Annotated in this window: 11 protein-coding genes, 1 pseudogene and 1 riboswitch; of the genes and pseudogenes, 4 read left to right on the top strand and 8 right to left on the bottom strand. The window is 74.9% G+C overall.

Going from position 1 to position 14,203, the window contains the following annotated elements; genetic code table 11:
- Positions 1-47 precede the first annotated feature (47 nt).
- The gene (locus MRQ36_RS20755) at positions 48-3,677 is read left to right on the top strand and encodes a fibronectin type III domain-containing protein (RefSeq protein ID WP_242797859.1); all 3,630 of its coding nucleotides are present in this window, start codon (positions 48-50) and stop codon (positions 3,675-3,677) included.
- A 103-nt stretch (positions 3,678-3,780) separates the two neighbouring features.
- Here the strand turns inward: MRQ36_RS20755 and MRQ36_RS34000 are convergent.
- The 7 genes and pseudogenes from MRQ36_RS34000 to MRQ36_RS20715 form a co-directional block, all read right to left on the bottom strand.
- Positions 3,781-4,546: pseudogene (locus tag MRQ36_RS34000) on the bottom strand (hypothetical protein).
- A gap of 16 nt (positions 4,547-4,562) precedes the next feature.
- Positions 4,563-5,426 (bottom strand): PspA/IM30 family protein, encoded by an 864-nt coding sequence (locus tag MRQ36_RS20740; RefSeq protein WP_242797855.1) that lies wholly within the window; start codon positions 5,424-5,426, stop codon positions 4,563-4,565.
- A gap of 186 nt (positions 5,427-5,612) precedes the next feature.
- Positions 5,613-6,050, bottom strand: coding sequence for a helix-turn-helix domain-containing protein (locus MRQ36_RS20735; RefSeq protein WP_242797853.1), 438 nt, complete (start codon positions 6,048-6,050; stop codon positions 5,613-5,615).
- A 164-nt stretch (positions 6,051-6,214) separates the two neighbouring features.
- Positions 6,215-6,766 (bottom strand): CinA family protein, encoded by a 552-nt coding sequence (locus tag MRQ36_RS20730; RefSeq protein WP_242797851.1) that lies wholly within the window; start codon positions 6,764-6,766, stop codon positions 6,215-6,217.
- Positions 6,767-6,932: 166 nt separating this feature from the next.
- A complete protein-coding gene (gene pgsA / locus MRQ36_RS20725) occupies positions 6,933-7,523 on the bottom strand; it encodes a CDP-diacylglycerol--glycerol-3-phosphate 3-phosphatidyltransferase (protein WP_242797849.1) in 591 nt (196 codons plus the stop codon).
- 64 nt (positions 7,524-7,587) lie between these two features.
- Complete coding sequence (gene rimO / locus MRQ36_RS20720) at positions 7,588-9,102, bottom strand: 30S ribosomal protein S12 methylthiotransferase RimO (protein WP_242797847.1); 1,515 nt, start codon at positions 9,100-9,102, stop codon at positions 7,588-7,590.
- A 69-nt stretch (positions 9,103-9,171) separates the two neighbouring features.
- Positions 9,172-10,101 carry an ornithine cyclodeaminase family protein gene (locus MRQ36_RS20715; RefSeq protein WP_242797845.1) on the bottom strand — a complete coding sequence of 310 codons (930 nt, stop codon included), beginning with the start codon at positions 10,099-10,101 and terminating at the stop codon, positions 9,172-9,174.
- 146 nt (positions 10,102-10,247) lie between these two features.
- Positions 10,248-10,312: riboswitch (guanidine-III (ykkC-III) riboswitch) on the top strand.
- Positions 10,313-10,367: 55 nt separating this feature from the next.
- Here MRQ36_RS20715 and MRQ36_RS20710 point away from each other — a divergent pair.
- Both MRQ36_RS20710 and MRQ36_RS20705 read left to right on the top strand, forming a co-directional pair.
- On the top strand, positions 10,368-10,682 hold the full coding sequence (locus MRQ36_RS20710; protein ID WP_242797843.1) for a multidrug efflux SMR transporter: 315 nt from the start codon (positions 10,368-10,370) through the stop codon (positions 10,680-10,682).
- A gap of 93 nt (positions 10,683-10,775) precedes the next feature.
- On the top strand, positions 10,776-11,021 hold the full coding sequence (locus MRQ36_RS20705) for a hypothetical protein (protein ID WP_242797841.1): 246 nt from the start codon (positions 10,776-10,778) through the stop codon (positions 11,019-11,021).
- A gap of 60 nt (positions 11,022-11,081) precedes the next feature.
- Here the strand turns inward: MRQ36_RS20705 and MRQ36_RS20700 are convergent, their stop codons facing one another.
- Entirely contained in the window at positions 11,082-13,544 is a 2,463-nt protein-coding gene (locus tag MRQ36_RS20700; protein ID WP_242797839.1) for a DNA translocase FtsK, read from the bottom strand.
- 114 nt (positions 13,545-13,658) lie between these two features.
- Between MRQ36_RS20700 and MRQ36_RS20695 the strand changes: the two genes are divergently transcribed.
- Entirely contained in the window at positions 13,659-14,123 is a 465-nt protein-coding gene (locus MRQ36_RS20695) for a YbjN domain-containing protein (RefSeq protein WP_242797837.1), read from the top strand.
- Positions 14,124-14,203 lie beyond the last annotated feature (80 nt).

Genomic DNA, 14,203 nt, shown 5'->3' with positions numbered 1-14,203 from the left:
CGCCACGTCGTGGTGGCGGCCGACGCGCCCCGGCCCCGGGGAGAGCCATGGCCCTGTTCCGCAGACTCCGGCCGGGCCGGGTGGACCGTACCGCCCGGACGACCGAGGACCTTCCGCCGACCGTACCGGCCGCCCGCGTCGCCGAGGAGGAGACCGGGCCCGCTCCGGCCAGCCTGGACCCGGCCGCCGTACCGCGCTGCTTCGGTCCGGTGCCGAACTTCGCCGCCAGCCCGCTGCCGGTGCCGGGTCCGGACGGGCGGGTGGTGCCGGGCACCGGCATCCGCAAGTTCGTCGACCCGCTACCGCTGCCCGACGGGCCGGGCGCGGCGGCCATTCCCGTCGGCGACGGGAGCGGCGAACGTGCCGGTGGCGCGCGGCTGCCGGTGGCGGTGCCGGACACCATCAGCTGGCCGGGCTGCGACTACTACGAGATCGGCCTGCAGGAGTACGCCCAACGCCTGCACCGGGACCTGCCGGCCACCCGGCTGCGCGGCTACCGTCAGCTCAACCTGGGTACCGACCCGACCGGGCACAACACGGTCCGGCCGCCGGACCGGCCCTGGCACCTCGGGCCGCTGATCCGGGCGCGGCGGGGCCGCCCGGTCCGGATCAAGTTCATCAACCAGTTGCCCACCGGCCGGGCCGGCGAGCTCTTCCTCCCGGTGGACGAGACCGTGGACGGGGCGGGCACCGGTCCGCTGGACGGGCCGGCGCCGTACCCGCAGAACCGGGCGGTGCCGCACCTGGCCGGCGCGCAGACGGGCTGGATCAGCGCCGGCAACCCGGGACAGTGGATCACTCCGGCCGGCGAGATCACCCCGTACCCGACCGGGGTGGGGACGACCCCGGTGCCGGACATGCCGCCGCCCGGCGCGGGCGCCACCACGCTCTATTTCCCGAACGAGCAGAGCGGCCGGCTGATGTGGCTGCACGACAACACCCTCGGGCTGTCCCGGCTCACCGTCTATTCCGGACAGCTCGCGCTCTACGTGCTCACCGACCCGGCCGAGGAGCGCCTCGTCGCCGACGGCGTGCTCCCCGCCGAGGAGGTGCCGCTGGTGATCCAGGACAAGACCTTCGTGCCGGACGACGCCCAGCTCGCCGCCCAGGACCCGACCTGGGACCGGGACCGGTGGGGGGCCCGGGGCAGTCTCTGGAACCCGCACGTCTACCAGCCCCGGCAGAATCCGTACCGGGTGGACGGGGCGAACCCGACCGGGCGGTGGGACTACGGGCCGTGGACGCACGACCCGGACGGCGGCGGCAGTCCGTGGGTCGCCCCGGTGCCGAACCCGCACCACGACCCAGTCGCCGCACCCGACGAGCCGCCGCTGGCCCCGGGCGTGCCGCACCCGTCGGCGGTGCCCGAGGCGTACGGGGACACTCCGCTGGTCAACGGGGTCGCCTACCCGTACCTGGTGGTCGAGCCGAAGGCGTACCGGTTCCGGGTCCTCAACGCCTGCGCGGACCGCAGCCTCAACCTCCAGCTCTACCGGGCCCGCGCGGACGCGGGCGACGGTCCGGCCGACCCGGACGCGGGCGAGGTCCCGATGGTGGCGGCGGTACGGGCGGCGGACCGGCCGCCGTACTGGCCGACGGACGGGCGCGACGGCGGGGTGCCCGACCCCCAGGCGGCCGGCCCGGAGTTCGTCCGGCTCGGCAACGAGTGCGGTCTGCTCCCCGCCCCGGTGGTGCTGCCGAACCGTCCGGTCGGGTTCCGGGTGGACCGGCAGGACCCGGCGGTGCTCAACGTGGACGGGCACACCCTGCTGCTCGCCCCCGGCGAGCGGGCCGACGTGGTGGTGGACTTCTCCGCCGTGCCGCCGGGCGCGACGCTGATCCTCTACAACGACTGCCCGGCCCCGTTGCCCCGCTTCGACCCCCGGTACGACCACCACACCGACGCCCCGGACCGCACCGCCTCCGGCGGGCTCCCGCCGACCCGCCCCGGGTACGGCCCGAACACCCGTACCCTGCTCCAGTTCCGGGTGGCCGGCACCCCGGCGGACCGGTACGACCTGACCCGGCTCGCCGACCGCCTCCCCGGCGCGTACGCGGCCAGCCAGCGGCCGCCGATCGTGCCGCAGCCCGCCTACGACCGGGCCTTCGGCACCCGGACGCCCCGGGAGACGGTGGTGCCGGTGCACGCCACCACGGTCAGCTTCACGCCCACCGGCGCGGTCGCCCCGGTGACCCTGCCGGTCGTGGTGAAGACGGTCGGGCAGGTCTTCGAGCCCCGGCACGGCCGGGCGGTCGGCCGGCTGGGCGTCGGGCATCCGCAGGCCGGCCCGCTCACCTCGGCCACCCTGCCGCTCGGGCCGGCCGATCCGCCCACCGAGGTGCTGTCGGTCACCGATCCCACCACGCCGGTGGGTGCCCCGGGCGATGGCACCCAGCTCTGGCGGATCGTCGGCGACGCCCCGCAGACCCAGGTGGTGCACGTGAGCGGCTGCGACGTGCAGCTGGTCAACCGGGTGGGCTGGGACGGCGCGGTCCGCCCGCCGGACGGCGGCGAACTGGGCTGGAAGGAGACGTTCCGGGTGAACCCCCGGGAGGACGTGATCGTGGCGCTGCGCCCCGTCCCGCCCCCGCTGCCGTTCAAGATCGGCGACAGCGTACGACTGCTGGACCCGACCCGCCCGGCCGGCGTACGGCTGGACGCCACCCCGGTCAGCCCGATCGACGGGCAACCGGCGACGGTGGTGAACCACCTGGTCAACCTGGGTTGGGAATATCGTTGGCAGAGCCAGGCGGCCGGGCGGCGGGACCAGGGCATGAGCCGTCCGTTGGTGCTGCGCGTCTCGCCCCGGGCGCCGACCGGGCTGACCGCCACCCCGGCGCCCGGCTCGGCGACCGCGCTGCCGGCGATCGCGCTGGCCTGGACCGGCAACGGCGGCGCTCCCCCGGCGAGCTGTCACCTGCTGCAACGGGCCACCGATGCGGGTTTCACCGCCGGGGTGACCGCCCTCACCGTGGCCGCCGGCGCGACCCGGTACACCGACGCGACGGTGACGCCGGGGGTGACCTACCACTACCGGATCCGCGCCGAGAACGCGGTGAGCTGCTCGGCCTGGTCGAACAGCGTCCCGGCGTCGGTACGGCTCACCGCGCCCGCGAAGGTCACCGCCGCGGTCCCGCCGGCCGCGCCGCTGCGGGTGGCGCTGCGCTGGGCGAACCGCTCCTTCGCCACCGGCGTCGACGTGCAACGGGCGACGAACCCGACGTTCACCAGCGGGCCGGGCACCACCGCGATCGGCGTCGGGGAGGCCCATGTGGATCCGGCGGTCGCCCCGGACACCACGTACTACTACCGGGTCCGGACCACGTACCTCGGCGCGGCGTCCCCCTGGTCGACGGTCGCCACGGTGACCACGCCGCCCCGGCCGGCGGCGCCGAGCGGTCTGGGGACCGTCGTGGCGGTGCCCGGCCCGGACACCGCCACGGTGATCCTGAGCTGGTCGGCCGGTTCGGCATCGGGTCCGGGCGCGGGCTTCGTGGTGGAACGCGCGACCGATTCGACGTTCCGCCGGGAGTTGGCCGCCTTCACCGTCACCGGCCGGGGCTTCACCAACACCGGCCTGGCCCGGGGCGTCACCTACCACTACCGGGTCCGCGCCTTCAACGTCGTCGGCACGTCCCCCTGGACCACCCCCGCCGCCGTCACCACCCCGCCCTGACCCATCCCGGACCGCACTTTCTCTGAATGAGGGTTCATTCGGCGCCGAACAAGCCCTCATTCAGAGAAAGTGCGCGACGGTCGCGGCGCGGAGGGGTGAGGGGTCAGGGGGTGCGGAGGGGGGTGCGGAGTTCGGCGAGGGCGGCGGCGACGCCGTGCAGCAGGTCGGTGGCCTCGGTGAGGCGGGAGGCGGCCGGGTGCGGGCCGGCCGGCCGGGCGTCCTCGGCGACGTAGCCGGCCGCCGCGACCACCAGCCGCTCGTACGCCGCCACCCCGGCGTCCGGCGCTGGGCGACCGGTGCCGTGCGCCTCGACCAGCGGGGTCGGGCCTCGGCGAGGGCGGCGCGAGGCGCGTTCCGCACTGGCCCCCGGCCGGCCAGGTCCCGCAGCGAGCGGTCGGCGTCGGCGGCCTCCCGGACCGCCGGCTCGGCCAGCCCGGTCAGCCGGCCGGCCATCCCGGCCAGGGTGAGCGCGGCCCGGTCCAGCCGGGCCCACGCGTCGGCGGCGGTGGTGCCGCGCAGGGCGAGCCGGGCGCGGACCCGGCGTACCTCGGCGAGGACGCCGGGGCCGACGAGCAGCCGCTCGACGGCGGCGACCAGCCGGGCCCGGGGCGGGCCGCGGCCTCGGCGGGTTCGAGGGCGGGCGGCGCGGGCACGGCGGCCAGCGCGCGCAGGTCGAGCCAGCGCCACGCGGTGACGGCGATCGCGCTGCCGGCGGCTCCGGCCCAGACGGCGTCCGGCAGGCCGATCCCGGCGTACGGGGTCAGCACGGCGGCGGCCCCGCCGAGTCCACCGGCCAGGACGCTCCACCGTCGGGCGGAGCGCCGCAGCCGGCGCAGTCGTCGGAAGTGTCGGGCCCGCTCGTCGGCCATCGGTGTCTCCTCGCGTTCAGCCCGTGGCGGTGCTGTCTCCGGTGCCGCGTTCCCGGCTCATGCTGGCCCGGATCTCGTCGAGGCGGGCGGCAGCCGCCGGGTCGGCGGCGGGGCCGGCCTGCGACACCGCGGGCCGTTCCGGCCGGCCGGCGAGCTGCTCGCCGGCCATGCTCGACCGGATCTGCTCCAGTCTCGCCGATCCGGCGGAGTCGAGGGTGGCCTTCTGGATCTCCAGCATCCGGCCCTCGACGGAGTTGCCGGCCAGCTCGGCGCGGCCCATCGCGGTGGCGTAGCGGCGCTCGATGCGGTCCCGCACCTCGTCCAGCGACGGGGTGGTGCCGGGCGCGGTCATCGAGGACATCGACTCCAGCGAGCGGGCCACGCTCTCCTGCATCTTGGCCTGCTCCAGCTGGCTGAGCAGCTTGGTGCGCTCGGCCAGCTTCTGCTGGAGGATCATCGAGTTGTTCTCGACCGCCTTGCGGGCCTGCGCGGCGGCACCGAGCGCCTGGTCGTGCAGGGTCTTCAGGTCCTCGGTGGCCTGCTCGGCGGAGACCAGCTGGGTGGCCAGCAGCTGGGCGGACTGTTCGTAGCGGCCGGCCTCGGTCTCGTCGCCCCGGGCCCGGGCCTGGTCGGCCAGCGCCAGCGCCTGCCGGGCGTTCGCCTGGAGCGTCTCGACCTCGGACATCTGCCGGGACAGCTTCATCTCCAGCTGACGCTGGTTGCCGATCACCGCGGCTGCCTGCTGGACCAGGGCCTGGTGCTGCCGCTGGGCCTCCTCGATGGCCTGCTGGATCTGCACCTTCGGGTCGGCGTGCTCGTCGAGCTTCGCGCCGAAAAGCGCCATCAGGTACTTCCAACCCTTGACGAACGGGTTCGCCATCTCCGCCTTGTCCCCTCAGTAGCGTCGCGTGCCGGGCGGGGGCCGACCGGCGGGCCCCGCGGCGCGTCTCCATCGTCCCAGCCGGACGCCAGCCCGGCATCCGTACCGCCGGTCGAGACGTGCGGCGCGACCCTGATCAACCCTACGCGGCGGACGCCAGCCCGGCCACGGAGCGCGGTGGCCGGGTCAGGCGGCGCAGACCACGTCCCGCTCGGGGCGGACCCGGGTGCTGCGCAGGGTGGCCTTCAGCGGCGAGTCCTGGCGGACCTGGACGGCCACCGCACCGTCGGAGGTGACGTGGCGGACACCGCGGTTGGTGGGCTTGCGGACGGCGGTCGTGGTGACCGGCGTCGGCTCGTCGGCGACCGGGACGAGCACCCCGGGCAGCTGCTCGGCCAGGGCGACGGTGTCGCTGACCTCGCGCAGCAACTCGGAGAGGCGGGCACCGAGGGCGTCGCAGATGGCGGCCAGCAGCTCGCTGGAGGGCTCCTTCTGACCGCGCTCGATCTCGGAGAGATAGCCGAGGCTGACGTTGGCGGCGGAGGAGACCTCCCGCAGCGTGCGGTGCTGACCCTGTCGGCGCGCCCGCAGCGCGTCACCGATCACCCGGCGTAGCAGGACCATCGCACCTCCCCCTGACGGGACCACCCGCTCCGCGGTCGGCCGCGACGCGCCGGGCGCGGTGGACCGCCCCCGGCGCCGACGCCGAACCGTCGGAGCCTTCCCGCAACCGTACCCGTTGGCCGGCCCGGCGACATCCCACCCCGCCCCTGGAATTGGTCCGGCGGTCACCGGGAACCGGCCCCGGCCTGCTCGGCACCGACCACGTCGTCGGGCGTGTCGGACTGGATCCGCTCGGCCAGCAGCCGCAGCGCCTCGATCACCGCCGCCGAGCGGATGTGGTCGCGCCCGCCGTCCAGGTCGAGCCGCCGCACGTCGGTGCCGGTCGGACCGGCCACCGCCACGTAGACCAGGCCGACCGGCTTGCCGTCCTGCGGTTCCGGGCCGGCCACGCCGGTGGTGGCGAGGCCCCAGTCGGCCCCGCACCGGCGCCGCCCGCCCTCGGCCAGCGCGACCGCCACGTCCGGGTCGACCGGTCCGCGCGCGGCGAGCAGGTCCTCCGGTACGCCGGCCAGCTCCGACTTCAGCTCGGTGGCGTAGACCACCAGGCCGCCCCGGTAGATGCCGCTCACCCCGGCGATCTCGACGATCGAGGCGGACAGCAGCCCGCCGGTGAGTGACTCGACGGTCGCGAGGGTCTCGTGGCGCTCGTGCAGGCTGTGCACGACGGCCGCCGCCGGACTCCCGGCGGGCCGTTCGTGGTTCGCATCCGTCCCCATGCCGGAACTCCTTCCCTCACCGACCACCCCTACTCATCCTCCCAGCCGAACCCCCCACACCCGCCCGTTCCCCGTCGATCATGGGTTGGCGGCGTGGTGGATCTCCGTAACCGCCGCCAACCCCATGATCAACGGGGCGGGGGCGGGGGCGGGGGCGAGGCGGGGGTCAGGGGGTGGGGCGGCGGAGGCGGAGGGCCTGGGCGATGTAGTCGAAGCCGGTGAGGACCGTGACGAGCACGGCGGCGCCCATGATCCAGGGGCCGACGGCGGCCAGGGCGGCGGGCATCGGCCAGAGGTACCAGGCGATGGCGAGGATCTGCAGCGCAGTCTTGATCTTGCCGCCGCGGCTGGCCGCGATCACGCCGTGCCGGATCACCCAGAAGCGCAGCGCGGTGATGCCCAGCTCACGGGTCAGGATCACCACGGTCACCCACCAGGGCAGGTGGTCGTACCAGGAGAGCAGCAGCAGGGCCGCGCCGGTGAGCGCCTTGTCGGCGATCGGGTCGGCCACCTTGCCGACCGAGGTGACCAGCCCGAAGCGGCGGGCGATCCAGCCGTCCACCAGGTCGGTCGCCGAGGCCACCGCGAAGATCAGACAGGCGGCGATCCGCCAGCCGGCGTGGGTCATCCCCGACAGGATCACCGACGCGCCGAAGACCGGCACCAGCATCAGCCGCAGCGCGGTCAGCGCATTCGCCGCGTTGAGCACGGGCACCCGGGCGACCACCGGGGTCGCCGCCGACTCCGCTCCGGTCATCTCCGCACCCCGCTCCGGCCGCCGTGGCGTTCCCGGCACCCCACCACGTGGCTCCCCCACTCCGTCAGGACCCGACGTGTGCCGCGCGGGACGCTGCCGAGATCATCTCATCCGGTACGGCCACCAGGTCGACGCCCTCGGTCGCGGTGACCGTGGCCCGGACCAGGTCGCCGGGGCGCAGCGCGGCCAGGTCGACCCCACCGGCGGCGGGCGCGACCAGGGTGGTCGAGCCGTCGACCTCAGGGGCCTGGTGGGCCGCCCGCCCCTCGACCACGCCGTCGTCGACCGAGTCCACCAGCACCTCGACGGTCGAACCGAGCCGCTCCTCGGCCCGCTGCGAGCAGAGCTCGTCGGCGAGCGCGCTGAGCCGGTCGTAGCGGCGCTTGACGGTGGCGGCGGAGACCTTGCCGGACAGCCCGGCGGCCTCCGTGCCGTCCTCGTCGCTGTAGTCGAACATGCCGATCGCGTCGAGCCGCGCCTCGGTCAGGAACCGGACCAGCTCGTCGACGTCGGCCCGGGTCTCGCCGGGGAAACCGACGATGAAGTTGCTCCGCGCGCCGGCCGTCGGGGCGAGGGCGCGGGCGGAGGCCAACAGCTCCAGGAACCGGTCGGTGGAGCCGAAGCGGCGCATCCGGCGCAGCACCGGCTCGCTGGAGTGCTGGAACGACAGGTCGAAGTAGGGCGCGACGCCGGGCGTGGTGGCGATCACCTCGACCAGGCCGGGCCGGGTCTCGGCGGGCTGGAGATAGCTGGCCCGCACCCGGACGATGCCGTCGATCGCGGCGAGCTGCGGCAGCAGCTTCTCCAGCGCCCGCGGGTCGCCCAGGTCCTTGCCGTACGACGTCGAGTTCTCGCTGACCAGCACCAGCTCCCGGACGCCCGTGCCGGCCAGCCACTCCGCCTCGGCGAGCAGCTCGTCCGGCGTACGCGAGACGAAGGCGCCGCGGAAGGCGGGGATGGCGCAGAACGCGCAGCGTCGGTCGCACCCGCTGGCCAGCTTGAGCGAGGCGACCGGACCGGTGTCGAGCCGGTGCCGCAGCACCTGCCGCAGGTGGGCCGGGGTGTGCTCGTCGGTCTGCGGGGCGACCCGGGTCGGGGTGCCGTGGCCGGGCAGCGACACCGCCGACGACTGGCGCTGGACCGGGGTGAGCGGCAGCAGCTCGCGCCGGTCGCGCGGGGTGTGCGCGGCGAACGACTCGCCGGCCACCACCGCGTCCAGCCGGGCGGCGATGTCCGGGTAGTCGTCGAAGCTCAGCACCGCCTGCGCCTCGGGCAGGCTGTCGGCCAGCTCGCGGCCGTACCGCTCGGCCATGCAGCCGGCCGCGACCACCTTGGCGCCGGTGTCGGCGGCGGCGAGCAGCGTCTGGATGGAGTCCTGCTTGGCCTTCTCCACGAAACCGCAGGTGTTGACGACCACCACGTCGGCGCCCTCGCCGTCGGTGGTCACCTGCCAGCCGTCGGCGTGCAGCCGGGCAGCCAGCTCCTCCGAGTCGACCTCGTTACGGGCGCAGCCCAGGGTCAGCAGGGCGACGCGACGGCTCTCGGCGGGAGCAGGGGGGTTGGGGTTGGCAGACACCATCCGAGGGTACCGGGCCGCGCGGCGACCCCCGCGCCGCCCGCCCGGGTGCCGGGTCCGGTGCGGTGCAGCTCACCGGAGGGGGTGCAGCGCGGCGCGGGTGCGGGTGAGGCGGTCGAGCAGGAAGACCTCGGTGCCGGCCAGGCCGGTGGAGCAGAAGACCGAGATCTGGTCCGCGCCGGTCCGGCCCGGGACCGCCCCCGCCAGCACCGCGCCCAGGTCACGCAGCCTTCCGGCGTACGGCTCGACGGCGGCGAGCATCGGCGGGGCGTACGCGGCGGCCTGCGCCGGTGAGTCGGTGACCAGCACCTCGGCGACGTCCAGCAGGTCGGTGCCGAACTCCCGCCGGTCGGCCTGCTTGAAGCCGACGGCGTTGACGTGGGTGCCCGGGGCCAGGTCGGCCGCGTCGAGCACCGGCGTGGTGCTGGTGGTGGCGAGCACCACGACGTCCCGGTCGGCCACCGCCTCGCGGGCGGTCCCGACGGCCCGGGCCGGTACGCCCAGCTCGGCCCGGACCCGGGCGGCGAACGCCTCCCGTCGGGCGGCCGACCGGCTGTGCACGGTCACCTCGCGCAGCGGGCGTACCGCGGCGGTGGCCCAGAGCTGGGTCCAGGCCTGCCGGCCGGAGCCGATCACGCCGACGGTGGCCGCGTCGGGGCGGGCGAGGGCGTCCACCGCGACCCCGCCGAGTCCCCCGGTCCGTCGGGAGCCCAGCTCCTCGCCGACGGCGATGGCCCGCACCGCCCCGGTCACCGCGTCGTGCAGCACCACCAGCTGCTCGCTCTCCGGGTGCCCGAACGTGTCGTAGGAGCGGAAGCCGTACCACTCGCCGGTGAGGTGGCCGGCGGTGAGCACCAGCCGGCCGCCGTCGAGCGACGCGGACGCCCGGGGCGGGGCGACCAGTCGGCCGGCATGGGCGGCGAGCAGCGCGTCCCGCATCGCGGCGACCGTGGTGGGGGCGTCCAGCGCGGCGACGTCATCGTCGGTGAGGAGCAGGCTCATGGATCCATCCTGCAACCTGAAGTGAGGTTCATCTCCACCGTCGGTGGGGAAGGTCACCGCACCGGCGGTCGCTCCCCCGGTCAGGCCGTCGCACGCGCGGGAAGCCACGGCACCGGTGCTAGCGTCGAGCGTGGCGGCACCCGCCGGCATCCGACCGGCCGCCGTCCCGGACGAGTCGTGGGCGTACCCGGTCAGGCCAAGACGCCCCGGACCACGACCGACTCGTCCCGGCCCCGGCGGCCGGGCCCGCGCCCCGAGGTGACCCCATGGCCTGGATCGTGCTGGTGCTCTCCGGACTGCTGGAGACGGCGTGGGCGATCGCCCTCGACCGCAGCGCCGGCTTCAGCCGCCCCCTCCCCTCCGCCGTCTTCGCCGTCTCGCTGGTGCTGAGCATGGCCGGCCTGGCGTACGCGCTGCGCGACATCCCGGTCGGCACCGGCTACGCCGTCTGGGTGGGCATCGGCGCGGTGGGCACCGCGCTGGTCGGCATGCTGGCGCTCGGGGAGTCGACCAGCCTGCCCCGGATCGGCTGCCTGTTCCTGGTCGTCGCGGGCGTGGTCGGGCTGAAGGTCTTCCACTGACCGGTATCGCCCCGATCGCATCGATGCGTACCGCACGCGCCGTCTGGGTAGAGAGCGGGCCACCCACCCACGGGCCCACTCACGGAGGACACCATGGCCGACATCCACGCCACCGCCCGCCCGCGCAGCAACGCCGCGCGGATCTGCACCATCCTGGGTTTCGTCTTCGCCGTCATCGCGGTCCTCTTCCTGCCGCCGCTGTTCGGCCTCGCCGGTCTGGTCCTCGGCATCGTCGGCGCGGTGCTCGGTGACAAGCCGCTGGGCTGGTACGCCGCCGCGGCGAGCGTGGTCGGTGCGCTCCTCGGCATGGTGCTCGCCGCCGCCCTGCTGAACTCCTGACCCCCGTACGCCGACAGGGCCCGCCGGATCGTCCGGCGGGCCCTGTCGTGCGTCGTGGTCCTAGTCCTCGGCGCCGCGCAGCCCGACCAGCACCTCTTCCAGCTCGTCGGGCTTGACCAGCACGTCGCGCGCCTTGGAGCCCTCGGAGGGGCCGACCACGCCCCGGGTCTCCATCAGGTCCATCAGCCGGCCGGCCTTGGCGAAGCCGACCCGCAGCTTGCGCTGGAGCATCGAGGTGGAGCCGAACTGGGAGGTGACCACCAGCTCCACCGCCTGCACCAGCAGGTCCAGGTCGTCGCCGATGTCCTCGTCGATCTTCTTCTTGTTCTCCTGCGCCGGGGCGAGCACGTCCGGGCGGAACTCCGGCTCGCGCTGGTCCTTGCAGAACTTCACCACGTCGGCGATCTCGCGCTCGGTCACCCAGGCGCCCTGGATCCGGACCGGCTTGGACGCGCCCATCGGCAGGAAGAGCCCGTCACCGCGGCCGAGCAGCTTCTCCGCGCCGGGCTGGTCGAGGATGACCCGCGAGTCGGCGAGGCTGGAGGTGGCGAACGCCAGCCGGGACGGCACGTTCGCCTTGATCAGGCCGGTGACCACGTCGACCGACGGCCGCTGGGTGGCCAGCACCAGGTGGATGCCGGCGGCCCGGGCGAGCTGGGTGATCCGGACGACCGAGTCCTCCACGTCGCGCGGGGCGACCATCATCAGGTCGGCCAGCTCGTCCACGATCACCAGCAGATAGGGATAGGGGCGCATCTCCCGCTCGCTGCCCGGCGGGGCCTTGATCTCGCCGTTGCGCACCTTGCGGTTGAAGTCGTCGATGTGCCGGACCCCGTTGGCGGCGAGGTCGTCATAGCGCATGTCCATCTCGCGGACCACCCAGTCCAGCGAGTCGGCCGCCTTCTTCGCGTTGGTCACGATCGGGGTGACCAGGTGCGGGATGCCCTCGTAGCCGGTCATCTCGACCCGCTTCGGGTCGATCAGCAGCAGCCGCACCTCGTCCGGGGTGGCCCGGGTGAGGATCGACACCAGCAGCGAGTTCAGGCAGGACGACTTGCCGGCGCCGGTCGCGCCGGCGATCAGGATGTGCGGCATCTTCGCGAGGTTGGCCACCACGAAGCCGCCCTCGATGTCCTTGCCGAGCGCCACCACCATCGGGTGGTGATCGCTGGTGGCCGCCCGGGAGCGCAGCACGTCGCCGAGCGCCACGTTCTCCGGGTCGGTGTTCGGGATCTCCACGCCGACCGCGCTCTTGCCCGGGATCGGGCTGAGGATCCGCACGTCCGGCGACTTCACCGCGTACGCGATGTTGCGGGAGAGCTGGGTGATCCGCTCGACCTTGACGGCCGGGCCGAGCTCGACCTCGTAGCGGGTGACCGTCGGGCCCCGGGTGAAGCCGGTGACCGCAGCGTCCACCCCGAACTGGTCGAAGACCCCGGTCAGCGCGGCGATCACCTCGTCGTTGGCCTTGCTCCGGGTCTTCGGCGCGGCGCCGCCGCTGAGCATGTTGGCCGGCGGCAGGGTGTAGTCGCCGGCCAGCCCGTTGAGTTCGAGCTGCTCGGCCCGGGTGGGCAGCGGCGAGTGCTCCGGCGGCTCGACCGGCTTGCGGCTGGCGGGCACCTTCGACGGCGGCTTGCGCGGGATGACCAGGGTGTCCTGGAGGTCGACGCCGTCCAGGTCGGCGTCCGGGTCGTCCGGGTCCAGCGGTGGCGGCAGCCGTTTGGCCGGCCGCTTGCGGGCCGGCTTCTCCACCACCACGATCTCGGTCTCGTCGTCGGCGACCTCAGGCGGCGCGACCAGCGTGCCGGCGAGCAACCCCAGCCGCTCGGGGATCTTGTTGATCGGGGTGGCGGTCACCACCAGCAGGCCGAAGACCAGCAGCAGGATCAGCAGCGGCACGGCCACCCAGGCGGTCAACCCCGCCTCCAGCAGGTCGCCGAGGCCCGCGCCGATCAGACCGCCGGCGTAGTCGCGCTGGACCGAGTCGACCGGATCCTGTCCGATGTGCAGCATCGCCGCGGTGGCGACCAGCATGGACCCCCAGCCGACCAGGCCACGGCCGCGGTGCTCGGGATCGGCCGGGGTCCGCATCAGCCGCCAGGCGCCGATCATCAGCAGCACCGGGACCACGATCGCGATCGCGCCGAGGAAGAGCCGGACGGTGTCGGCCAGCCGGGCGCCGACCGGGCCGGCGCCGCCGAACCAGATCGCCACCGCGCTGAGGATGGCGAGGCCGAACAGGAGCAGCCCGCCGCCGTCGCGGCGGTGCTCCGGGTCGAGGCCACGGGCCGAGGCGACCTGCCGGCCGGCACCGCGTACCGCCCAGCCGACGCCGTGGGCCAGGCCCATCCAGACCGCGCCGACCGCGCGTCCGACGTAGACGGCGGGGCCGGGTCGGGCCGCGGGTCGCCGCCGGGCCGGGGCCCGGGTGGTCTTCTTCGCCGGTTGGCGGGCACGACTGTTCGTGGTGCCGCGCGGCGACGCGCCGCGCCGCCGGCTCGCCTGAGAGGTACGGCCCGCCATAGAGTCACCGTAACGGCGTCACCCGGCAGAACGCCGCTTTTCCGGGTCGTGTCCGCGCGTCGCACCAGCGGACCGCGCCGTCGGTGTGTTATTCGCCTCAGAAGGGATGCCCCGATGGCGTCGCCGGAGATCGCGGACGGTCCGGACGGCCCCCTGGCCGGACACCCGCAGGCGTTGCGTCCGCTGACCCACCAGCTGATCGCCGCGGTGCTGGCCAACCGGGGGTACGCGATCGCCGTGGACGACGACGGTGACCTGGTGGGCCGGTGGGAGGACAGCCTCATCTGGTTCTACCGGCGGGGCGCCGCCGGTGAGCTGCTCCAGGTCCGGGTGGTCACCGGGCCGCGCTTCGGCATCGAGCAGGTCCCCGCCCTCTACGCCTTCTGCAACGCCTGGAACCACGACCGGCTGCTGCCCAAGGCGTACGTGCACGAACCGGGGGACGGCACGCTGGTGCTGGCCGGGGACGTCACCACCGACCTGGCGCTCGGGGTGGCCCCGGCCCAGCTCGTGGTGCTGCTCACCGCGACCGTCAGCACCGGCGTCGCGTACGCCGAGGCGGTGGCGGCGCTGCCCTGAGCGGCGTACCCGTGGCGTGGCGCGGCCCCCGACCACCGGGCGGTGGTGGACGGGGGCCGCGGTCGGTGGACGCCGGACGG

The organism is Micromonospora sp. R77, from assembly GCF_022747945.1.
GTDB lineage: Bacteria > Actinomycetota > Actinomycetes > Mycobacteriales > Micromonosporaceae > Micromonospora.
The sequence above is the reverse complement of the archived record's forward strand: the minus strand, read 5'-3'. Positions and strand labels throughout refer to the sequence as shown.

Excerpts from the sequence above, each read along its gene's own strand:
- MRQ36_RS20730 (WP_242797851.1), bottom strand. The coding sequence starts at position 6,766 with ATGGGGACGGATGCGAACCACGAACGGCCCGCCGGGAGTCCGGCGGCG.
- MRQ36_RS20740 (WP_242797855.1), bottom strand. The coding sequence starts at position 5,426 with ATGGCGAACCCGTTCGTCAAGGGTTGGAAGTACCTGATGGCGCTTTTC.
- MRQ36_RS20735 (WP_242797853.1), bottom strand. The coding sequence starts at position 6,050 with ATGGTCCTGCTACGCCGGGTGATCGGTGACGCGCTGCGGGCGCGCCGA.
- MRQ36_RS20705 (WP_242797841.1), top strand. The coding sequence starts at position 10,776 with ATGGCCGACATCCACGCCACCGCCCGCCCGCGCAGCAACGCCGCGCGG.
- MRQ36_RS20695 (WP_242797837.1), top strand. The coding sequence starts at position 13,659 with ATGGCGTCGCCGGAGATCGCGGACGGTCCGGACGGCCCCCTGGCCGGA.
- MRQ36_RS20700 (WP_242797839.1), bottom strand. The coding sequence starts at position 13,544 with ATGGCGGGCCGTACCTCTCAGGCGAGCCGGCGGCGCGGCGCGTCGCCG.
- MRQ36_RS20715 (WP_242797845.1), bottom strand. The coding sequence starts at position 10,101 with ATGAGCCTGCTCCTCACCGACGATGACGTCGCCGCGCTGGACGCCCCC.
- MRQ36_RS20755 (WP_242797859.1), top strand. The coding sequence starts at position 48 with ATGGCCCTGTTCCGCAGACTCCGGCCGGGCCGGGTGGACCGTACCGCC.
- pgsA (WP_242797849.1), bottom strand. The coding sequence starts at position 7,523 with ATGACCGGAGCGGAGTCGGCGGCGACCCCGGTGGTCGCCCGGGTGCCC.
- rimO (WP_242797847.1), bottom strand. The coding sequence starts at position 9,102 with ATGGTGTCTGCCAACCCCAACCCCCCTGCTCCCGCCGAGAGCCGTCGC.
- MRQ36_RS20710 (WP_242797843.1), top strand. The coding sequence starts at position 10,368 with ATGGCCTGGATCGTGCTGGTGCTCTCCGGACTGCTGGAGACGGCGTGG.